Origin of the sequence: Rheinheimera marina, assembly GCF_042654345.1 — a bacterium.
Lineage (GTDB): Bacteria > Pseudomonadota > Gammaproteobacteria > Enterobacterales > Alteromonadaceae > Pararheinheimera > Pararheinheimera marina.
In genome coordinates, this window is sequence record NZ_JBHSGB010000001.1 from 356,272 (window position 1) to 378,483 (window position 22,212).

Sequence of the window (22,212 nt, forward strand, 5' to 3'; positions counted from 1 at the left end):
GATGGACCCTTTACTCTCCAACGACCAGGAACAGTTTTTCGATCCTTGCTGGAAAACCATAGGGATTCAGGGCAACCGCAGCTGCGAGAAACTGCAGCGCCATACCCACTGCCGGAATTGCGAAGTCTTCGCCGATGCAGCCGCCCACTTGCGGGATCAGTTTCAACTGTTAGCCTGGTCTGATGCCGCAGAGCATGTGACCCACCAGACAGCAGAGCAAAGCCCGGACGCCACCCAGCACCTGTTGTTCCGGCTTGGTGAGCAATGGTTTGCCATTCCCAGCCGCTTTCTGGATTTAATTATTGCGCCTGTCACAGTACGAAAAGTACCGAACCGCCATAGTGCCACCTTACTCGGAGTCTGCAACGTCAGAGGCCAATTGTTACCTTGGGTGTCATTACACAAATTGCTGAGTATTGACGCTGCAGCGGCAGCCGAAGGCGTTCAGTCCCGTTTGCTGGTACTTAATCATAGTTCCGGGCATCTGGTCAGTCAGGTCGATCAGATACTGGGCATCCATAAACTGGAGCCTGAATTCTGGCTGGCCAAACAACAGAGTTCAGATCAACTGTTAAGTACAATTACCCTGGGGGTGGGCCGGTACCAGCAACTGGACCTGACGCTGTTGGATTGCGCTGCCTTAATGGGCGCCATGTTAGGGGAGCTGCAATGAACGATCAGTTTCAGAATGCCTCGTTACTCGAACTGTTTTTGCTGGAGGCGCAGGCCCAGACCCAGTTATTAGACCAGGGGCTGATCCGGTTATCTACCCATCCAGCCAGTCCAGCAGAGCTGGAAAGCTGTATGCGGGCCGCCCATTCAATCAAAGGGGCCGCGCGTTTGGTTGGGGTCAACCCTGCCGCCGATCTGGCCCATGAAATGGAAGAATTATTAGTGCTGGCGATGCGCGGCCAGGTATTGCTGAGCCCCCAGCAAACACAGCTGCTGATGCAAGGGTCTGCGGCAATACTGCAACTGGCACAGGGCCAGACAGTCAGTCAACTGGCGAGCCTGATCCAGCAACTGAAAAACTGCCTGAACCCAAGCAGCAGCGAAACTGCAGCCCCAGCCACACCAGTTGTCACTGAGCCGGTTGATGCCGAGCCAGACATCATGGTAACAGAGCAAAAAAGCGGCCCACATGAAGAACAAAAACGTTCCGGCACAGTGCGGGTCTCGTCGGAGCGGCTGGACTTGTTGCTGGATTTAGCCAGCCGGGCCCTGGTGCTTTCAAAGAATTCACAGCAATTTACCCAGCAGCTGATCCGGCTAAAAAAGAAACAGCAACAAGCAAAAAAAATGCTGGAAGCGGTGCGCGATAAACTGGTAGAGCAGCAACTGCCGGACTACTTCAACACGGCCTTAGCAGATTTAGGCCAGTTGCTGACCGACACTTCGGATCAAGTGCACAACAGCCTGCAGCACTACGATGAAACAAGCTGGCAGACACTGCTGCTAAACCAGAATCTGTACGACGCCGCGTTGGCCTGCCGGATGCGGCCCTTCAGCGATTTATTCCAGGGCAAAGCCCGCATGGTGTATGAGTTGTCGTCGTCCATGGGCAAGCAGGTGCAACTGCAGGTCTCAGGCGAAACGACCTCGGTCGACCGGGACATGCTGGATAAACTGGAAGCACCGCTGCTGCACCTGCTGCGCAATGCCGTAGACCATGGCATCGAACAGCCACAGCAGCGCAAAGACAAAGGTAAACCCGAACTGGCCACTATTTCGCTGAACGCCTGGCACTCGGCAGGTTTCCTCTATATGGAAATCAGTGACGACGGTAAAGGGGTCGATACGGAACAAATTAAGCAGCGCGTACTGAGCCGGGGTTTGTCCACAGCCGAGGCTGTGGCGCAGATGAACGAAGAAGAGCTGCTGGCCTTTTTGTTTTTACCCGACTTCAGTCTGGCCAAGCAGGTCAGCGCGGTGTCAGGCCGCGGCGTCGGTCTGGACGCAGTCCAGCATGATGTCAAAACTCTGGGCGGCGATATTGAGCTGCATAACAACCCTGGCCTCGGTTGTAAATTTTTATTGCGCCTGCCGGTCACCGTTTCGGTAATTCGCTCTGTGATAGTGCAGCTGCAACAAGAACTCTACGCCGTACCACTGCCTCGAATTGAGACCATGCTGCACCTGACACCGGACGACATCAGCACACTGGAAGGCCGGCCTCATTTATGGTGGCAAGGCGACGCAGTGGCACTGCTGCCCTTGTCACAGCTGCTCGGCTTTGGGTCTGTGACCACAGCCTCCGAGGCGCTGGCCGTGTTGATATTACAGGATAAAGGCCGCAAAATTGGTCTGGTGGTGGACAAACTGCTGGGCGAACAAAACCTGGTGGTGTTGCATATGGACCCGCGGCTGGGACGAATTTCCGGCGTGATGGCCGGCGCCGTCTTATCGGACGGTTCGCCCACCTTGATCCTGGATGTCGACGACGTGCTGGTCAGCGCCCATACCGAACTCAAACAAGGCCAGAGTCTGAGCTTCAGCCAAAAGGCAGCGGAGCAAAGCAGTAAGAAAATTCTGGTGGTGGATGACTCACTGACGGTGCGGGAACTGGAGCGCAAATTGCTCAGCAACCAGGGCTATCAGGTGAAAGTCGCGGTGGACGGCCTGGAAGGCTGGAGCATGTTAAGGGCAGAGGCCTTTGATCTGGTGGTCACAGATATTGATATGCCCAAAATGGATGGTATCGAATTGGTCCGGCTGGTACGCTCAGATGCACGGCTTAACCGCTTGCCGGTGATTGTGGTGTCCTACAAAGACCGCGACGAAGACAAAAATCGCGGACTGGAAGCGGGCGCAGACTATTATCTGGCGAAGTCCAGCTTCCATGACGAATCCTTGCTGGAAGCCGTCAGGTTACTAATCGGAGATGCTGCAGGATGAAACTAGGGTTGTTGCTCGCCCATGCCGGCGAACACAGCACACTGGAACAGGCACTGGGCAGCCAGTATCTGCTGGCATGGCGCTGCCAGCAGATCAGCCAGGCCGACAAACACTGTACGTCTGACCCGGTGGATTTAGTCTTGGTGGAACTGCACCAACACTGGCAGTCAAACGAGCTGGAGCAGATGCTGCAAGGCTTACCTTGCCCCGTGCTGTTGTTTTCGACCGATGGCCTGGATCACACCAAAACAGTGTTTACAGCCTTAGGCGCCGGCGCCAAAGATTATGTAGCGCTGAAATCTGGTGCTGAGCTCAACTTCAGCCTGCTGCTGAAAAAAATCCGTCAGTTTGATGTCTTGCATCATCAGGGCCGGTCATCACCGCAGCTTGCGGCTGAGTCCCCAGTCGTTATTGCCATCGGAGCCTCCACCGGTGGCCCCAGCTCCTTGTTTGAACTGATCAAAGCCTTACCGAAAGAATTTAAAGCAGCGGTGGTGATTATTCAGCATATAGACGGCCGCTTTAGCGCGGGCATGGCCCAATGGCTGGAAAACGCTACGTCGCTTCGGGTCAAGCTGGTCCAGCATAATGAACCTCTGTTGCCAGGCGTGATCTATATAGCAGGAGCAGAAGCTCATTTAGTGGTGTCCAAAGAGGGCCGGCTGCAACTGAGTCAGCAACCTGAAAACAGTTTATTTAAGCCATCCATTGATGTGTTTTTCTCTAGTCTCAGCACCTATTGGCAAGGACATGCCATTGGTGTGCTGCTGACTGGTATGGGCCAGGATGGTGCTTTGGGATTGAAACAAATGAAAGAGCGTGGTTGGCCCACCATAGCGCAGGACCAGGCCAGCAGTGTTGTTTATGGCATGCCCAAAGCGGCAGTGCATATTAAAGCGGCCAGCGAAGTATTATCACTGGACAAAATAGCCACCCGACTGATTCAATTATGTTCGAAGTGATCCACAGGAGACTAAAGCAGTGCCTACTGATAGCCTAACGCCCCTTTCATCTGTCGATGTAACCAGCAATGTGATGGTTTTGCTGGTAGACGATCAGGCACTGGTTGGTGAAATCATCCGCCGCATGCTGTTGAACCAGGAAGGCATCGACTTTCATTTTTGCTCAGATGCTGACAAAGCCATGGACACTGCACTCTTGATTAAACCCACTGTCATTCTGCAGGATTTAGTCATGCCCGGCGTGGATGGTCTGGATCTGGTGAAACGTTACAAAAGCCACGATGAGCTGAAAGATATTCCGGTCATTGTGCTGTCTGCCAAAGACGAACCTGCCGTTAAATGTTCCGCTTTTGCCACAGGTGCTAATGACTATCTGGTGAAACTGCCGGACGCTGTCGAGCTGCTTGCCAGGCTGCGCTATCACTCCAAAGCGTATCTGGCGTTAAAACAACGGGATGAAATCTTTAAAGCCCTGCGCAACAGCCAGCAACAGCTGCTGGAAACCAATCTGCAGCTGGAGAAGCTGATGCGCTCTGATGCACTGACCGCTCTGTTTAACCGCAGGCACTTCGACGAATGCATTGAAATTGAATGGAAGCGAGCAGCAAGGGAGCAGGCTCCGCTGTCGTTATTGATGATCGATGTCGACTACTTTAAATATTACAACGATACCTTTGGCCATGTTGCCGGGGATGTCGCTTTACAGAAAATAGCCCAGGTCATTAAAAACAACTGTTATCGGCCCGCCGATGTCGCAGCTCGGTATGGTGGTGAAGAGTTTGTGGTACTGCTACCCAATACCAACCTGAGCGGGGCCTGTCTGGTGGCAGAAAAAATCCGCCAACAGGTGCAGGAGGCCGCAATTACCCACGTAAAACCGGCGGAAAATAGCTGCGTAACAGTGTCTATCGGTGTAGCCAGTATTCTGCCTGACCAGCAACAGCAAACCACCGCGCTGATTCGACAAGCAGACGACGCGCTGTATCAGGCTAAAGCGGCAGGCAAAAACCAATATGCGCCGCAGCAAAGCTGATTCGGGCACTCCCATTTAGCGTTAACAACGCAGGCCGGAAACAGGCCTGCTTTTTGTCTACTGATAACAGAAATCGACACCATTGATGGTTTCACACTGCTCTTCTGCAGGCTCATCGTCAGTCTGAGCAAAAAATAACCAGGCAGCACCCCAAATATCACAACGCCGCCAGATAGTGCTGGCTTCAGGGTTTTTATCATCGCTATGATAGATGCTGCACCTGAGGAGGTTTCTTGAATTTACTGCGCTTTTTGTTTTTGCTGCTGCTGTGCGTACTGACAGCATGTAGCCAGACTCCGCCACCCGCTGACCAAACAACTCCACAGAGCCTTCCGGTCATTGCACCAGCGGCACCAGTGACATTTGTGCACCCGCTGCCCGGCGCCAAAATAAGTTCAGGTTTTGCCAACTATGTGCTGAAAAGCCGCGGCCGTAAGCATCACGGCATTGATTTTTCCGCGCCGCAAGGCACCCCAGTCTACGCGGCCAGTTCAGGTGTGGTGCTCAGTGCCGACAACTTCAGTCTGGATAAAGCTTTTGGCAATGCGGTACTGATTGAGCATGGTGACAAGCTGACCAGTTTGTCCGCCCATTTGTCACGGCTGGATGTGCGGATGGGTGACTTTGTCCAGGCTGGACAACAAATTGGTCTGGTTGGTAAAACTGGCCGCGCCACAGGTCCGCATTTGCATTTTGAAATCTGGCTTGGCAGTGTGCCACAGGACCCGAAAGGCTTTTTGCCCTTTCTCACCAGTTCGTTACCGCTGAATGCAAATTAGCAGTTAACCCCAACGTTACAGTTAGATATACAAACAGGAACAGGCTCAGTACACTGAGTCGTTTTTTGCAGTTGATGTATTTATTCAAAGGATGATGACGATGTTGAGTTCCCACTGGAATCGCTGGTTGTTATGTCTGGCCAGCATTTTGCTAATCTCCGGCTGTTCCTCGGATCGCACAGACGAAGCGACCACTGTATCCAACTTGAGTTTGTCGTCTACTTTGCTGAACACGGCATACCCCAGCCAATTTGTCACCATTACAGCCACGGTTTCCGATGAAAACGGTGCTGCGCTTTCCAACGCCACAGTGCAGTTTTCTACCAGTCTTGGCAGTTTCAGCCCGGACACAGTCGTGACCGAATCCAGTGTAAAAACTGACAATGGCAGTCAACGCGGGCAAGCATCGGTCCGGCTCTACCCCGGAGCTCAGCCCGGCACGGCCACCATCACGGCCTATGTAAACGGGTTACGACAAAGTACCACGGTCACCATTGAAGGCACTGTGGTGCAGCCCGAACTACCAGACCCAACCACCCTGGCGATTTCCAGCTCTGAAAGCGCACTTTATGTCAGTGGCGTCAGTCAGTTAGAAAGTTCGGCCATTACTATCCGTTTGCTCACCTCATCCGGCGCAGCGGCGAAAGATGCGCCAGCAGGCATTAATAATGTGCGGGTGACGCTGGTCACCTCACCAAATGGTGGCGAGACTTTATCCGGCCGTCAGGCGTCTGGTGAAGTGATTAAAGCATCACAAAGCCTGGATGTGGCCAGTCAGGGTGGGGTAGCCACTGTGACCCTGAATTCAGGCCGCCTGCCCGGTGTGATTGAACTTAGTGCCGAAGCCCTGAATGACCAGGGCCAGCCGTATAACCCGGCCATTCGTGCCACCCTATCGACCATCAGCATTGCGTCAGGCCCGGCTCACAGCATCGTATTCAGCTATCCAGTCACCGACAGCATCACTGACCTTGGCAATGGCATTTACCGCAAACTGGGCGGTTTATTGGTCACCGACCGCCACGGCAACCCGGTGGCCGACGGCACCGTGATCAACCTGGGTGTGATTGACAGCGTGTTAGTCTCCAACCGAGAGCCGGTGATTGACTATGGCTTCACCAAGACAGTGGCCGATGGTCTGGCCAGCACAGTGCAAGGCCAGGCCAATCTGACCGATCTCAGCAATGCGTTATTCCAAAGTGCAGTGATCACCCGCAACAACACCAGCCGCTATATTCAGGCGCAGGACAGGGTATTGCTGTTCAATGCACAAGCTGAAGACAAAAGCCGCTTTGTCGCTGTGGCGCCCAGCGAAAGCAGCAGAGTTCAGGTGAACAAAGCCTACCAAAATACCGACGCTGAGTTGGAATACCTGATTGGCGCCTCTTTATTGGGCGCTCAGGTATCCGGAACCGACCCGGCAAAAGCAGACTTAGTCAGCGGCCAGGCCATCACCAAAGACGGTAATGCCACCTTTTACCTGACTTACCCGGCCGACAACAGCAGCATTTTGCACGGTTGTTTGCCGACCGATATCGACACGCGCCAGTCACCGATGGCGTCTTCTCAGGTCTGGATAGTGGCCGAAGCCAGCGGTTCAGGCGCAACCAGCCTTAATGACCAGGCCTGCTTTAGCGCCATCAGCCCGTTATCATTAAGTGCCAATACCACCGCAATAAGTAAAACCAGTACGGTAGCGCTGCAACTGGTTGATCAAAAGGAGATTGCGTTGCCCTTTATGCCGATCACTGAACTGGTGTCTTATGGCCAGAATGCAGGCGGCCTGGTGGTGACTGTCAGCCCATATTGTGCCAACAGAGACGACCGCAGAACAAATGCCGCTGGCTACTGTAATCTGGACATTTCAGTGGCAGGCGGAAGCAGTGGAGATGCAGCCACTATCACCTTAATTGCTGGAGATGCGCGGTTAGATATAGCCGTCAGCATCCCCTAAGTGCCAATCAGGCGGGCAACCGGATGCGGGCGCAAAACCCGCATCTCTGGCCTGCAGTGTTCAGCCGGTTGCTCAGTTCCAGCTGGCCACCACAACTTTCCACCGCGCGGCGGGCTATCGACAAGCCAAGGCCAACGCCGGGTTGCTGATTATCAGCCCGGAAGAACGGCTGACAAAGCTTTAGCAAATCGGCCTCGCCGACGCCCGGTCCCTGATCCAATACTTCAAGTAAAACGTGCCCGCTATCACTGTGCAACCGCAGCTGTACTTCGCTGCCTTCCGGGCTGAATTTCAGCGCATTTCGCAGCAGGTTTTCCAGCGCTCTGGCCAGCAGTTCGCCGTCGCTGGTCAGCGGCTGCTCAGCGGGCAGGCGGGTGGTTAACCGAATTTGTTTGGCCTGGGCTTCCAGCTGCGCATCTTCAGCCACCGACTCGGCCAGCTCGACTAAATCCAGTTCATGCGGCTGCACAGGCATAGCGCCACTGTCCAGCCGGGAGAAGGTCAGTATTTCACCCACAAGCCGGTCCAGCTTCAGCGTTTCGGCTTCCACTTTATCCAATAAAGCCGGGGTATCCTCTGGCGTTTGACGGCCAAGCGCTACCAGCAGCTGCAAGCGGGCCAGTGGTGAGCGCAGTTCGTGTGACACATCATGCAGCAGACGCTGCTGGCCGCTGATGGCCTGCTCCACACTTTGCGCCATCAGGTTAAAACTGCGCGCCAGCGCGCCAAACTCATCGCCCCGGCCCGTGACTTTGGGCCCGAGCTGGGTCAGCCAACGGTCTTTGGCTAACGAACTTAACGCCAGCTTTAATTGCCGTACCGGCGAGGCGAAATACCAGGCCAGCGCCAGACTGACGCCCAGACTGGTCAACGCAACGGCCGCCACCAAAAACAACGGATGCCACCAGAATGGCAGCTTAAAGGGCGGAGGGCCGCCAGGTGAATGCCGCGGACCGCCTGGTTCAGGCCTGAACCCTGGCTCGTCAAACCGCATCTCACCCGGGGGCGGTGGAGGGCCATTACGTCGCTCAGGTTCGTTAACCGCCACGGCGCGAATGCCACGAAACCATTCCAACACCGACTCATTGCGCGGTTGCAGCAAAAAGAACCATGGGCTGGTTGGGTTTTGTGGCAGCATGCCGCTTTGTGCCTGCAGTAGATCGGCCCAGTTATCCGGCACCACCCGGCCTAAATAATCCTCGCCTTTGCTGTTGACCAATAAAACCTGGTCACGGGCCATCGGCTCCTGATCCCAGCGTTTGAGCACCACTTCCAGTGCACGGAAATCGCCGTCCTGCAGCAGAATTTGCATCGACTCCAGCACCACCCGCATCGGTGGTGTGATCAGGAAATGCTGGCTGCCGCCGCTCTGCTCGGAATAATACTGGCTGGCCTGGCCCGCCCCCCAGACCAAAGCACCGGCGAGCAGCAAGGCCACCCAAAATGCCAGTAAAAATTTCCAGAAAATCTGCCCCATCTCAGTCGTGTCGCATCAGTTGGTAACCTTTACCACGCACAGCGCTGATCCAATGCTGGTCATCTGAGCGTTTGCCCAGCTTTTGGCGGATATTGCTGATATGCACATCCAGGCTGCGATCGTACTGGGTCAGCACTTTACCCAAAGCCGCCTGGGATAATTCGGCCTTACTGACCACTTTGCCCACTTGCGCCGCCAGCGACCAGAGTACGCTGAACTCAGCGCCGGTCAGGCTGAGCAATTCGCCATTCAGCCGGGCCTGACGATTGCCGGAATCCAGCTGCAAAGGCCCGACTTTCAGCTCTTCTGAGCCGGTATTTTGCTGTTGCTGCACCCGGCGCAAAATGGCGCGGATGCGCGCCATCAGCTCACGTGGCAGGCAGGGTTTGGCAACATAATCATCGGCGCCCAATTCCAGCCCCAAGACTTTATCAATGTCGTCACCTTTAGCGGTCAGCATCAGGACCGGCAACTGGCTGGTCTGACGCAACTGTTTGAGCAATGAAATGCCATCCAGCCCCGGCATCATCACATCCAACACCACCAGTTCAATGCCTGGCGTGGCGGCCTGCTGCAGGCCCAACTGGCTGTCGTTGGCCACATCCACCTGAAACCCTTCACGCTGCAAATAGGTGCTCAGCATAGAGGTCAATTCACGGTCGTCGTCGATCAATAAAATATGGTGCAAAACGGACTCCTCATTCATTCAGCCATTTTAACGCCCGGCTGCACAGTAATTGAGCGGATTTACATAACTAAACACTCGGGGCTTTTAAACGGATCCGCAGCAAAGTGCTGCTCGCCGTCACATACAGCCACTGCTGATCAGGGCTCAGCGCCACATTGGCTGCCGCCACGCCGGTGCGGATGGTGCCCAGATGATGCGCCTTGGCATCAAACAGCCATACTCCACCAGGCCCGGTCGCCAGCAAATGGCCCGACTTCAGCACTTTCAAACCATCGGGTAAGCCGGCTTCAGTGGCTACTTTGTCTGTGGCATCGAAAAACAGTTCCGCGCCGCCCAAAGTTCCGTCTGCTTTTACCGCATAACGCCACCACTGCGCTGCTTGTGGGTCTGAGTTGGCCACATATAAAAACTGCTGATCCGGCGAAAACGCCAGGCCATTGGGCCGGGTTAACTTATCCGTCAGCAACTGCAGCGGTTTGCCCGGTTCAAAGCGGTACAGGCCATTAAAGCTCAACTGCTTCTGCTCCGATTGGTCCGCATTTTTCAGGCCATATGGCGGGTCGGTAAAGTAATAAGCGCCACTGCTGTGCTGCACCAGGTCATTCGGGCTGTTCAGCGCCTTGCCCTGATAAGCGGTTACCAGTGTCTGGTAGCCAGGCTTGCCATCTTTGATGCCGTTGAACAGCGCCAGCCGTCTGTTACCATGTTGCGCCAGCACCAGCTGCCCTTGTTGGTTGAAGATCAGACCGTTGGAGCCTTCGCCTAAATTTTCCTCCTGGTTCAATTGGCTGTAACCAGAAGGCTGCAGGTAAGGGCTGGCGCCTTTGCCTGGCTGCCAGCGCCAGACCGTATTTTGCGGCACGTCAGAAAACAGCACAGCACCTGTTTTCGGCTCCACCACAGGCCCTTCCGCCCAACGAAACCCCTCAGCCAGCAGCTCAAATTGCGCGTCGGCCGCCACAATCTGCAACATGGCAGGGTCATTCACCTGCACAGGGTCTTTCTGAATCGAAGCGGCAACTGCCGCAGTCGCGGTCAGGCTGGCCGCAAACAAGCACACAAATTTCATAGACTATGTCCCTTTTGAATGATGATTCAGCTTAACAAGCTTGCGAGCTGTCGGTCCATGACCTGATGAGCCGAACTGCGGATTTGAAAAAAAACATAAAGGGCAGAGACATCTAAGGGAAAAAAAAAGCCGGTTACCCGGCTTTTTTCTTTTAATACAGAGAATTAGAAGGTCACATTTATGCTAAACCAGAGGTTACGTGCTTTGTCTTTGTTGTTAAAGTGATCCGTAAAGGTGGCCTGATAGCCATTTCCACCTGCGCTGTCCAGCACACAACTGGAACCTGAATCACACTCAACAAAGCTGATGTCATAGCCGGTAAAATCCTGATCAAACAGATTGTTGATCCGGGCTGTTAACGTCACCGAGTCACTGGCGCGGTACGAAGCCCCTAAATGCACCACTTCATAGGCTTTGTAATAACGTTCTTTGCTGTTGTTTGCATCCCAGGATAAAAAGCGTTTGGTCCGGTATTCTGAGGTCAGGAATACATTCAGTAAGTCCGTTGCCGCCCAGTCCAGCGTCAGGTTGGCCATATGTTTGGCGCTATTCCCCAAAGGCAAGCCTTGTTCTGCCCCGCTCTTTTGTTCACTGTCGGTGTAGGTGTAGTTACCACGCAACGCCAGCACTTCACTGATTTGCCAGCGACCGGCAAGCTCTGCGCCCTGAATAGTCACTTTGTCGATATTGACCGTTTTACTGCTGGTGGCATAACCTAAATTGGCATATTCACCGGTGCTGGTGCAGACAATGCTGGTGGTTGGGCCGCATGGTTGTGAATCAATTTTGTCGTCAAAATCGTTCTGGAACAAGGTAATGTTGAAGTTGTGGTTGTCTGCACCATTCCAGTACAGCGCAATTTCTTTTGACACGCTGGTTTCGGGCTGCAAATCAGGGTTACCAAACTGTGGCGATGTGCCCTGGCCACCAAAACCAACAATACCAGGGTACAGCTGCGAGGTTTTTGGTGTCTTGTAACCGGTAGCCACACCACCTTTTAGGGTCCAGGCGTCATTCAGGGTGTAGACACCGTATAAACGTGGGCTGAGCTGACTGCCAAAGACCTGGTGGTCATCGTGACGCAGGCCAGTGGTTAACGAGAAAGCTTCAGTTAAATCCCAGGTATCTTCCGCAAAAACAGCCCACATATTGTGTTCCTGCACGGCGCCAGGATTGCCGCTTTCCATGCCAAAGACTCCATCTTCCAGCTCACCACGGATCAGCTGTGCACCGGTCACCAACACATGCTGGCCAGCAAGCTCGAAAGGCATATCAAGCTTGGCGTCCAGCGTATATTGATTGCTGGACATTTTCCGTTTGGGCCGTGGCAGGAACGTCGCTTCCGCCAACGCTCTGCGGTCATCCACCGGCATACCGGCATAAGGGCCGGTGCCATCAAACATACTGAGCAATAAGCTACGTTCTGCCGTGGTAAACGGCATGGTGCGGCCATGATTTTGTGTGTCTACATAGGCCAGGGACACAAAGCTGTTGCCAAAATCCCATTTGCCTTCGTGACTTAACGACCAGGTGTCGCGGCTGAATTCCTGAGTCTCGCTGTACCCCACCTGAGGGTTAGCCCGGCGTGACCAGACACCGCCATTGGTGCGGCAGGCATTCTGGTTGTTGCCTGTAGCACCGAGACAGAAATTACCGGCCTGCCAGATGCTGGTAATGTTATCGACCGTACCAACCGGGTACTCGCGGCTGCCGTTGTCGTTGATAATAGGCGTGTTGTCGTATTGTTGATTAGAGCTTTCAATGTCAAACCAAATGCTTTGGTTACTTGTTGGCGTCCAGCTTAACCGGCCACCCAATACTTCGTTGTCGTTATCGACTGTTTTGCCACCGGCACCAAAACCCAGAGAACGCTCACGTACTTCACCATTCGGGTAAGCGACTGACGCATAGGCCGGACTGGAGGCCATACGATTGTATGCACTGCCACGGACGGACATGCCCAGTAGGCCGGGTATCAGTGGGCCAGCCACATTAAAGTCAGTGGTAATATCTTCGCCATAGTGGTCATCGCTTTGCAAAGTGCGGCTGTGGCCGATGGAACCCGCCCATTCGTCGCTTACCTTTTTGGTGATAATGTTAATGACGCCGCCCATAGCATCAGCTCCATATAAAGTAGAGGCCGGGCCACGAATCACTTCAATACGTTCAACAGCTTCCAGCGGCGGCATATGCCCGAACTGGTTACCACCAAAGTTATTCGGGTAAATGTCGCCGTGGTTATTTTGTCGTTTGCCGTCCACCAGGATCAGCGTGTAATCCGCACCCATGCCACGCATACTAATGGTGCCCTGGCCAGTTTTATCACGGGTTTCACCTATGTCCACCCCTTCCAGTTCACGCACCGCATCCAGCAAGGTGGTGTAAGGTTTGTTTTTCAGCTCATCATTGGTAATTACGGAAATAGAAGCCGGTGCATCTACCAGTTTTTGCTCAAAACCAGATGCAGTGACAACAATCACTTCAATAGTGTCATCGGTTTTTACATTGTCGTCAGCCCAAGCGACGCCTGAGGCAAACACAAGTTGAAGCGCTAAAGCGAGCTTGGCGGGGCGGGATTGCAGCACAGCGGACTCCTATCCGTAGGTTTTGATTAATTTGAGTTAAGCTTTGTAAAGGTGGACAATGATAACCATTCTTATTTCAAGATCAACCGCATGTGATAACTATTTTCAATTGCAACAGAACCCTTATGTAAATTTGACGTAAATCTGCTGAAATTTACCGCGACCTTCTTGTCATTGATAACCGTTCTCATTAACATGCAGGCAAATTTTTTCGGAGAATGCTGTTGAAAACCTCAAGCTGGGCCCGTTGGATGCGCTGGTTACACAGCTACAGCGCCATGCTGGTGCTGGTGCTGATGCTGTTTTTTGCCATCACCGGCATCACCCTGAACCACCCAAACTGGACCCTTAGTGCCGGCAAAACTACTCAGTCGCAGCAAGTACCATTGCCGGACAGCCTGCCCGACTTATTGGCGCTGGACGAGGCAGAACAAGCCACTGCGACAGCGGCTTATGTGAACTGGCTGCGCACTGAGTATCAGCTCAAAGGTGGTTACAGCCTGAACCTGATGCCAGACGACGCGGTGCTGGAGCTGGACTTTAAACGCCCGGCCGGTTACGCCGCCGTGGTGATCGACCTGGAAAGCCGCACGGCCGAAATAGACACTGAATTTGGCGGTTATCTGGCACTGGCCAACGACTTACACAAAGGCCGCTATGCCGGCGACAGCTGGAAATGGCTGATTGACCTGACCGCCGTGACCTGCATTTTATTTGCGTTATCGGGTTTTTATCTGCTGTGGCGTCAGCCATCGCAACGTGATTTTGGTAATGCCACCGCAGTGGCAGGAGTGGTACTGGCGCTGGTGGCCTATATCGCCTCGTTGCACTAACCACCTTTGGACATACAAGGAAAGCCTATGACATTAAAACCTTTGCTGCTGGCGCTGGCGTTAAGCAGCGGCCTGGCGCACGCCAACGACCTGCAAATTCAGCTGGAAATTCCGGCCATCGACACTGGTACCTACCACCGGCCTTATGTGGCGGTCTGGATTGAAAACGAGCAGCAACAGCCGGTGCGGTTGATCCAAACCTGGGTAGAAAAACCGGACTGGATTAAAGACTTACGCCGCTTCTGGCGCAAAATTGGCCGTTCAGACAAAGCCTTAGTCGACGCCAACACAGGTGCCACCAAAGGCCCGGGCCAGTACAAGCTGAGCTGGGACGGCAAAGACGATCAGGGCAATGCAGTAGCGCCAGGCAAATACCTGTTGTTGGTGGAAGCCGCCCGCGAACAAGGCGGGCGTAACCTGGCCAAACAAGAATTTGACTGGAATGGTCAGCCGGTAAAACTACAAATCCCTGCCAGCATCGAGCTGGGCAACATTCAACTCAACAAGGATTAAGCCAATGAAAAAACTTGCTCTGGCCTCGTTACTGCTGGCCACCACAGCCGTGTCTGCCCACACCCTGTTTATTTTACCCAGCCACTTTGTCGCCAGTAAAACCGGCACCTGGGTGTCTGCTGACGTTTCAGCCGGCAATATGACCTTCGCCGTCGACAAAGGCGTGTCGCCAGACAACGTGCGCCTGGTCAACCCACAAGGCCAGGTGGAAACCATTGCGCACAAATACCAGGGTAAACGTAAATCTCAGGTGGATGTGGAGCTGACGCAGGAAGGCACCTACCGGCTGGAAATGGCTGGCCCGGCCCGCTACTTCACTGCCTATAAAGTCAACGGTGAGCGCAAGCGCCTGATGGCCGATAAAGAAAGCCGCGCCAAAGAGCTGCCAGCCAACGCCACCGACGTGGTGACCATGCAAAACCGCAACCGCTCTATGGCCTTTATTACCGTGAACAAACCAAGCAACAAAGTGCTGGAACTGACCAACCAAGGCCTGGAGTTTAAGAGCTCTGTGCACCCGGCCGACATAGTGGCTGGCGAACCAGTCACCTTTACCTTTTTGGTTGACGGCAAACCTGCTGCAGGGGTCGAACTGGATGTCTCCACTGAAGGTGAACGCTACCGCGACGAAGCTGGCCGTATCGAGTTTAAAACCGACGCCACCGGCCAGTTCAGCTACACCCCAAGCAAAGCCGGCGCTTTTTTAATTGAAGCGCACTACAGCAACAAAGCCGCCACCGCCAAAGCCGACCAACAAAACGAAGGCTTAACCCTGACGCTGGAAGCGACACTGCCTTAAGCTTTATTCAATGGGGCTGCAAAGCAGCCCTTACGTTCCCATAAAAAAACCATTTACAGCCACGTCATTTCAATCCAGAATCATTATTCCCCAAATAAGGCTCAAGGAAGAATGAGCCCAATGCTTTGTTTTAAAACCATTCGACACCTATGGCTGCTTGCACTTTGCGTATCCAGTACAGAAACATACGCTAATACTACCCAGCATATTTATGACGCCAGAGGCAGGCTGATTGAAGTCTCTAATGCATCCATATCATCCACTGTGTACTATAAAATGGATGATGCGAACAACAGAATCGCAACATCCAATACACCGATCCCAGATACCCCGGTCATTTCGTCATTCAGCGCCCCTGCTTCTGTGGCAAAAAAAGGCGCCTCTGCATCCATCAAATGGACCTCGACCAATTCAACCCACTGCTCCATAGCGGTTGGGGGCGATGCCAGCATGTACCCCAGCTTACCGACTTCAGGCACTCAGGCCGTCGTCATGCTAGACACTACAGCTGTGGTGGTTTGGTGTCATAACAACGGCTTATCCGCTTCTCAAGGTCGCATTATTCAAGTGAATGGCATTCAGAACTGATCTACGGACCGCAGTAAAAGGACTACTTACTATGTTTAAAATTCGAACCGGCTTAGCATTATGCTGCCTGGCCAGCGCCTTTCTGTCGCAGGCCGAAGAAGCGCTGCCACTGTTAAAACCTTTGAGCGTTGAAAAAGACGTTAACCAAATTGATTTATTGTCCGGCAAGTTTCACCCACAAATGCCGGTACTCAGTGTACCGGCAGCACCACGGCTTTCGCTGGAATCGCTGCAACGCTTTGATTCCAGAATGACCGGAGTTTTGTATAAAAGCGGTGCCTTTTTCAGCGGCTACACCGAACGCTTTCAAACCTTTTCTGTGACTTTTGGTGGCAATACCTCAGAGCAGTTCAGCTGTAAAATGGACATCTGTGAATCCACTGTCACTACAGGCTCAGAAATTTCCGGAGTTGTAACCAACGCCTCGTCCAGCTTTATCTACACCCAAGGCAGTACAGGCATTCGGGTGCAATACAATTCCAGCTCATCTTTTGTGTCCTACGCCAACAATGCAGCAATCAATAAAGACCGGGAGGGCACCTGGTACGCCACCGCCATTTATTACCCGGACGGCGAAACCATTAACATCAGTTATGACAAAGGCTTTGACGCCAGCGTGAACTCACTGATCACCTTTCATCGCCCAACCCTCATCACTTCGACCCTGGGGTATCAAATTGCCCTGACCTATATGTCGAATGACCTGGCCACGGGTACTGGTGGCTGGAGCAAACTACAAACCGCCACCCTTAGCAAAAGCTCAGCTACAGGCGTTGCCCTGGCCAAATACACCTATGGCACCAATGGCACAGTGACCGATTTATCTGGCCGCAGCTGGACCTACAGCGGTTATGCCAACGCTTCTGGCGGCAGCGAAGCAAGCGGCAACTTCAGCCTGACATTACCCGGCAATGGCAGTAGCAGCCAACAAGTCTCCTCTGCGACGCTGAATTATTCAGGCCAAAGCCATAACCTGTTTGCCACTTCGGTCACCAACAATGGCCTGAACTACAGCTACAGCTACAACACCTCGGGTAGCCCGGACCCACGCAAATTTTTCACCAAAGTGACCATTAGCGGCCCGGCCAGCTATAGCCGGATGCTGGATTTGCAAATTTATGGCGACGTAAAAAGCCAAAGAGCCCGCATTACCAAAGACACCAATGGTTTAGGCCAAAGCACTTTGTACGAATACACCACAGGGGACAGGTTACAGAAAGTAACCTACCCGGAACAAAACCGGCTGGAATTCACTTACGATGTTTTTGGCAATATTACGCAAAAACGTCAGGTAGCCAAACCTGGCTCTGGCCAGGCCGATATTGTCGAAACCGCCATTTACCCTGGAGCCAGTGCCTGCCTTGATATCCTTTGCTTTCGCCCCAGCAGCATCACCGACGGCTCAGGCAATACCACTGACTACACCTATTATGCAGACACCGGAGCTGTTCAGACCAAACGCGAACCTGTAGGGGACAATGGCGAGCGCCGCCTGACCACTTACACTTATGATAATCTGGCAGGCTTCAAGCGCCTGACCAAAGTGTCGGTTTGCACCCCAAGCACCTGCGGCACCCAGCACGAACAGGTCACCAAATACACCTATTGGAACAACACCGCCCTGGTGGCGACAGAAACCAAAACCAATGGGGTGAATAGTTTTAGCCAAGTCACCAGTTATTCCTATGACAACGCTGGCCGCCAGACGGTTGCCGATGGCCCGGACGCAGGCACCGATGACGCGGTGTATTCCTATTACGACAGCATTGGCCGCAAAACCTGGGAAATTGGGCCAAAAAATCAGTTTGGCACTCGTGTTGCGACCAATTTCAGCTACCGCAACCAGGACGACCAGGTGTATCAAACCATTACAGGTTATGTGAAGGTGGACGCCGGCCCATCCTTTGAAGGTCAGCGTTTAACCGAAAGCAAAGACTTTAACAGCAATGGTTTAGTGACCAAAATCAGTCAGATAGCAGACACCACCTTGTCGGTGCAGCAGTTTAGCTACGACAGCCGCAACCGCCTGGCCTGCAGCGCCACCCGCATGAACAAAGACTACTTCGCCGCCCTGCCGAATGACGCCTGCAGCCTGTATATCTCGGGCAACTTTGGTGACGACCGGGTGGTGAAAACCAGCTACGACGTACTGTCGCGGGAAACGCAAATTCTTACCGCCTTTAACACCAGCGCCGAAGCGGTGGATGTGGCCATGTCGTACACCCCTAACGGTCAGGTGCAAAGCCGCACGGATGGCCGGGGCAATACCACCAGCTACAGCTACGACGGCTTTGACCGCCTCAAACGCACCACCTTTGCCGACGGTAGCTATGAAGAAAACAGCTACAACGCCAACGGCACCCTGCAAAGCCTGCGTAAACGGGACGGCGTGCTTATCAGCCATGAGTACGACGGCCTGCTGAATGTCACCCGCACTTATGTCGGCGGTGAAAGCGATATTGTCTATGACTATGACGGCCTGGGCCGCCAGACGCTGGTGACCCGCGGCAGCCAGACTGTAGGAACCACTTACGACCTGGCTGGCCGGGTGGCACAAAGCACCACCAATGGCCGTAGCCTGAGTTATCAGTATGACGCGGCTACCAACCAGCGCACGCGCATGACTTTTCCGGATGGCGTCTATCTCAGCTACAGCTACGCCCCCGATGGGGCCCAAACCACCATTCAACTGAATGGTTCCTTCACCCTGGTCAGCTACAACTACAACGGCTTTGGGCAGTTAAGCACCATTACCCGTGGCAATGGCCGGAACTCCAGCCTGAGCTATACCCCTAAAGGTCAGTTGGAAAACCTTAACCATGCCAGCATCAACACCACGGCCTTTAACTACAACCCGGCTGGTCAACTGAACCACCGCACTGTGGACAACAGTGCCTGGCAAACGGCTATCCCTGTGCAGTCGCAAATTAGCTACTACACCGCCAACGAGCTGAACCAATACAGCTATATTGGCAGCAACAGTCTGACCTACGACAATAACGGCAACCTGCGCACCCATGACGGTTGGACCTACAGCTACAACGCCCATAACCGCTTAACTTCTGCGGTTAAAACCGGCAGCACGCTCGCGTTAGGTTATGACGCTACCGGGCGTTTAAACAGCAGCACCTTAAACGGTACGGCAACCACCTTCCTCTACGACGGCAACGAGCTGGTGGCGGAGTACAACAGCAGCGGCACCCTGCTGCGCCGCTATGTGCATGGTGCCGGCAGTGACGACCCACTGCTGTGGTTTGAAGGCTCGGGCACCGGTTCGCCCAGCTATTTACTGGCCGATGAACGTGGCAGTGTGATAGCGGAAAGCAACGCTTCAGGCACAGTGACGACCACGCACCAGTACGGCCCTTATGGCGAGCCTATCAACAGCAGTGCGTCGCGTTTTCGGTATACAGGGCAAATTCTGCTGCCGGGCACCGAGCTGTACCATTACAAAGCACGGGTGTACCATCCAAAACTCGGAAGGTTTTTACAAACCGACCCATTGGGCTACAAAGACGGCATCAACTGGTACGCCTATGTCGGCAATGATCCGATGAATATGGTGGATCCGAGTGGAGGAACAGGAGTACCGTTTCCGCTCACACCAATGGATAAAGGGGTCGGACCTACGGGGCAGCAAGATTTGACGCTTGAGCAACAAGCTGTTGGCGCTATGCTGGTTATTGGAGCTGCCAGTTTATTGATACCTGATCCAACAGATGCATTTTTTGCAGGCGTTTTAGCGAGAACAGCAAATGTAAGCCGTGGTGCAGAATCAACGATGAATGGAGTTAGGCTAGAAAAGCAGTTAGCTTCTGACCATCAATTAACGGAACTAGCAAGCGGCGGAGGTACTATTATCAGCCAACCAGCAAAACAGGCGAATAGGGTTGCAGCTCAGTATGGTATTGACGCGAAGAACGTTCAAAAAGTTAGTTCAAGCAAGCATATATCGAAAGATAGACAATCAATTGAGACACATGCTTTTAGAGACGCATCAACCAACAAAGTTATGGAGCCGAAAACGATGGTATGCATAGGTTCAAGAATCAAAAAAAATAGCTGCTAGAGATTTATGTATGACTGAATTGATGCGAATAGAAGCAAGTAATGGAAATTTTTATATAAAAATTGTAGGTCCATGTGATGGTTCTTACAGGTTGGAAATGTATGCTGCTAAGTATGATGACGAGGAAGAACAGCATTATTTTGTAAGAGTATCGCCAGATCCATCTGGGCGATTTGGTGACATTGCATTGGCTAAAAGGGAGGCTGAACTCATATTAAACTCAATGGAGCAGTTCTCTGAATAAACAATTTTAACCACTTATTTTCCTTGTTCTCCAAGTCCCACTCAGCCACTAACTGAGTGGGACTTTTCTTTTATTTCATTAAGTTACGGTAAGTTGCCATCTGCGCACGCATGACGGTTGGACCTACAGCTACAACGCGCATAACCGCTTGACCTCGGCCGTTAAAACCGGCAGCACCTTAAACCTGGGCTATGACGCCAGCGGGCGTTTAAACAGCAGCACACTCAATGGCACGGCGACCACCTTCCTCTACGACGGCAACGAGCTGGTGGCGGAGTACAACAGCAGCGGCACCCTGCTGCGCCGCTATGTGCATGGTGCCGGCAGTGACGACCCACTGCTGTGGTTTGAAGGCTCGGGCACCGGTTCGCCCAGCTATTTACTGGCCGATGAACGTGGCAGTGTGATAGCGGAAAGCAACGCTTCAGGCACAGTGACGACCACGCACCAGTACGGCCCTTATGGCGAGCCTATCAACAGCAGTGCGTCGCGTTTTCGGTATACCGGGCAAATTCTGTTACCGGGCACCGAGCTGTACCATTACAAAGCACGGGTGTACCATCCGAAATTAGGCCGCTTTCTGCAAACCGACCCATTGGGCTACAAAGACGGCATCAACTGGTACGCCTATGTCGGCAATGATCCGATGAATATGGTTGATCCACAGGGAACTTACGGTCGGGGTAAAGGCTGGAGCAATGAGAGCTGGAAGAAGTTTGATAAAGCGCAAAAACAGCTGTCAAAAGACATGAAAAACGTAAGCTCAAAGCTCAAAGATATGGCAAGTAACCTGAAAGACGGAGAAACAACCGAAGATGGCTATTCTGCATCTCAGCTGAATTCTATGGCATCGAGTCTTGATAAAGCCACAAAAGCTTTAGACAGCACAGGGACCAAGGCTTCGGGTGGATTTATGGCTTATGCAACAACGGCAAACCAATCAGGTTGGGAAGCAAGAAAATTTGGCGAGGCCCCTATAGGCGGTAGCTGGATGTCTGTTAATACGGAACATTCACAATTTGGTGGCGGCCATTTTAAATTCATGATAGGGCACGAGGCTTTACATAATGCTGGGTTACGACACTCCAACGACAGACCGCCATATAGGTATGGTTCCCCGTTAGAAAATATGCGATATAAAGCTATAGATATTGGGAATCGGCATGAGAATCCAGACTATGTAATGAGTGAGGTCTACCCATGAAAATTTTATTGAAAATTTTATTGAAAATTTTACCATTTATCATTTCATTTGGATGCATTGCGGATAGTTGCTACATCTCTGCCGAATCAGTTAAAGAGTTGAGTGCCTTAAATCAAAGGAACTTTACATTTAATATAAAACGAACAAAGAACAATGGATGGGTTGGGATCGAAGTCTTTTTACCAAAGGTCCTCAATGGGGAAAAATTTCATTCTATCGAGTTAGCTGGCATTTCAAGCAAAACTAATGAGCCATTATGGGTTATACCAATAGCTACATCCAAAGATCATCCAGATAACAGCCTTCTGGTTGCTGAGTTATTCCCACCCGAAAATCTGTTGGAAAATGCAAAGTTCTCAATTTCGTATGGCGAAGGAAATTGCTTGCTATACATGAGTTACGACGTTCGGCAATTAGAAAAAAATAGGAACCACTGAGTCAAGTCTTACAGCTGGCCCCTAAAACCAAGCCCACTCAGTCAGCGACTGAGCGGGCTTTTTTTTAAGTTATAGCCTTCACT

19 protein-coding genes are annotated in these 22,212 nt (G+C 52.7%); 13 read left to right on the forward strand and 6 right to left on the reverse strand.

Features of this window, described 5'->3' with window-relative positions; all coding sequences use genetic code 11:
- The first annotated feature begins 1 nt into the window (after position 1).
- From ACFO3I_RS01715 to ACFO3I_RS01730, 4 genes are read left to right on the forward strand one after another with little or no spacing between them, the layout of a single operon-like run.
- Complete coding sequence (locus ACFO3I_RS01715) at positions 2 to 673, forward strand: chemotaxis protein CheW (RefSeq protein ID WP_377331238.1); 672 nt, start codon at positions 2 to 4, stop codon at positions 671 to 673.
- Positions 670 to 2,895: a hybrid sensor histidine kinase/response regulator gene (locus tag ACFO3I_RS01720; protein WP_377331240.1), complete on the forward strand. Its 2,226-nt coding sequence runs from the start codon at positions 670 to 672 to the stop codon at positions 2,893 to 2,895. The genes ACFO3I_RS01715 and ACFO3I_RS01720 overlap by 4 nt, the downstream gene beginning before the upstream one ends.
- On the forward strand, positions 2,892 to 3,857 hold the full coding sequence (locus ACFO3I_RS01725) for a chemotaxis protein CheB (protein ID WP_377331242.1): 966 nt from the start codon (positions 2,892 to 2,894) through the stop codon (positions 3,855 to 3,857). Before ACFO3I_RS01720 ends, ACFO3I_RS01725 begins: the two co-directional genes overlap by 4 nt.
- Before the next feature lie 19 nt (positions 3,858 to 3,876).
- A complete protein-coding gene (locus ACFO3I_RS01730; protein WP_377331244.1) occupies positions 3,877 to 4,890 on the forward strand; it encodes a GGDEF domain-containing response regulator in 1,014 nt (337 codons plus the stop codon).
- A 57-nt stretch (positions 4,891 to 4,947) separates the two neighbouring features.
- On the opposite strand, the gene ACFO3I_RS01735 is transcribed toward ACFO3I_RS01730, so the two are convergent.
- The gene (locus tag ACFO3I_RS01735) at positions 4,948 to 5,175 is read right to left on the reverse strand and encodes a hypothetical protein (RefSeq protein ID WP_377331246.1); all 228 of its coding nucleotides are present in this window, start codon (positions 5,173 to 5,175) and stop codon (positions 4,948 to 4,950) included.
- A 71-nt stretch (positions 5,176 to 5,246) separates the two neighbouring features.
- Here ACFO3I_RS01735 and ACFO3I_RS01740 point away from each other — a divergent pair, with 71 nt between their 5' ends.
- Positions 5,247 to 5,669, forward strand: a complete 423-nt coding sequence (locus ACFO3I_RS01740) for a M23 family metallopeptidase (protein ID WP_377331247.1) — start codon at positions 5,247 to 5,249, stop codon at positions 5,667 to 5,669.
- A 100-nt stretch (positions 5,670 to 5,769) separates the two neighbouring features.
- Complete coding sequence (locus ACFO3I_RS01745) at positions 5,770 to 7,623, forward strand: Ig-like domain-containing protein (RefSeq protein ID WP_377331248.1); 1,854 nt, start codon at positions 5,770 to 5,772, stop codon at positions 7,621 to 7,623.
- Positions 7,624 to 7,630: 7 nt separating this feature from the next.
- On the opposite strand, the gene ACFO3I_RS01750 is transcribed toward ACFO3I_RS01745, so the two are convergent.
- From ACFO3I_RS01750 to ACFO3I_RS01765, 4 genes are all read right to left on the reverse strand, one after another.
- On the reverse strand, positions 7,631 to 9,100 hold the full coding sequence (locus ACFO3I_RS01750) for a sensor histidine kinase (protein ID WP_377331250.1): 1,470 nt from the start codon (positions 9,098 to 9,100) through the stop codon (positions 7,631 to 7,633).
- A gap of 1 nt (position 9,101) precedes the next feature.
- A complete protein-coding gene (locus ACFO3I_RS01755; RefSeq protein WP_377331252.1) occupies positions 9,102 to 9,788 on the reverse strand; it encodes a response regulator in 687 nt (228 codons plus the stop codon).
- A gap of 67 nt (positions 9,789 to 9,855) precedes the next feature.
- Positions 9,856 to 10,857, reverse strand: coding sequence for an SMP-30/gluconolactonase/LRE family protein (locus tag ACFO3I_RS01760; RefSeq protein ID WP_377331254.1), 1,002 nt, complete (start codon positions 10,855 to 10,857; stop codon positions 9,856 to 9,858).
- Between the two features lie 164 nt (positions 10,858 to 11,021).
- Complete coding sequence (locus ACFO3I_RS01765) at positions 11,022 to 13,442, reverse strand: TonB-dependent receptor domain-containing protein (protein ID WP_377331256.1); 2,421 nt, start codon at positions 13,440 to 13,442, stop codon at positions 11,022 to 11,024.
- A gap of 218 nt (positions 13,443 to 13,660) precedes the next feature.
- Here ACFO3I_RS01765 and ACFO3I_RS01770 point away from each other — a divergent pair, with 218 nt between their 5' ends.
- From ACFO3I_RS01770 to ACFO3I_RS01780, 3 genes are read left to right on the forward strand one after another with little or no spacing between them, the layout of a single operon-like run.
- Positions 13,661 to 14,275, forward strand: a complete 615-nt coding sequence (locus ACFO3I_RS01770; protein ID WP_377331257.1) for a PepSY-associated TM helix domain-containing protein — start codon at positions 13,661 to 13,663, stop codon at positions 14,273 to 14,275.
- 27 nt (positions 14,276 to 14,302) lie between these two features.
- A complete protein-coding gene (locus tag ACFO3I_RS01775; RefSeq protein ID WP_377331259.1) occupies positions 14,303 to 14,788 on the forward strand; it encodes a DUF2271 domain-containing protein in 486 nt (161 codons plus the stop codon).
- Between the two features lie 4 nt (positions 14,789 to 14,792).
- Positions 14,793 to 15,587, forward strand: a complete 795-nt coding sequence (locus tag ACFO3I_RS01780; RefSeq protein WP_377331260.1) for a DUF4198 domain-containing protein — start codon at positions 14,793 to 14,795, stop codon at positions 15,585 to 15,587.
- Between the two features lie 269 nt (positions 15,588 to 15,856).
- Here the strand turns inward: ACFO3I_RS01780 and ACFO3I_RS01785 are convergent, their stop codons facing one another.
- Positions 15,857 to 16,039, reverse strand: coding sequence for a hypothetical protein (locus ACFO3I_RS01785; RefSeq protein ID WP_377331261.1), 183 nt, complete (start codon positions 16,037 to 16,039; stop codon positions 15,857 to 15,859).
- 167 nt (positions 16,040 to 16,206) lie between these two features.
- Here ACFO3I_RS01785 and ACFO3I_RS01790 point away from each other — a divergent pair, with 167 nt between their 5' ends.
- The 4 genes from ACFO3I_RS01790 to ACFO3I_RS01805 all read left to right on the forward strand — a co-directional run bounded on the left by ACFO3I_RS01790 (position 16,207) and on the right by ACFO3I_RS01805 (position 22,129).
- The gene (locus ACFO3I_RS01790; RefSeq protein ID WP_377331263.1) at positions 16,207 to 20,244 is read left to right on the forward strand and encodes an RHS repeat domain-containing protein; all 4,038 of its coding nucleotides are present in this window, start codon (positions 16,207 to 16,209) and stop codon (positions 20,242 to 20,244) included.
- Positions 20,245 to 20,254: 10 nt separating this feature from the next.
- A complete protein-coding gene (locus tag ACFO3I_RS01795; RefSeq protein WP_377331264.1) occupies positions 20,255 to 20,488 on the forward strand; it encodes a hypothetical protein in 234 nt (77 codons plus the stop codon).
- 100 nt (positions 20,489 to 20,588) lie between these two features.
- The gene (locus ACFO3I_RS01800; protein WP_465269129.1) at positions 20,589 to 21,692 is read left to right on the forward strand and encodes an RHS repeat domain-containing protein; all 1,104 of its coding nucleotides are present in this window, start codon (positions 20,589 to 20,591) and stop codon (positions 21,690 to 21,692) included.
- Positions 21,689 to 22,129: a hypothetical protein gene (locus ACFO3I_RS01805; RefSeq protein ID WP_377331267.1), complete on the forward strand. Its 441-nt coding sequence runs from the start codon at positions 21,689 to 21,691 to the stop codon at positions 22,127 to 22,129. Before ACFO3I_RS01800 ends, ACFO3I_RS01805 begins: the two co-directional genes overlap by 4 nt.
- The last annotated feature ends 83 nt before the right edge of the window (positions 22,130 to 22,212 follow it).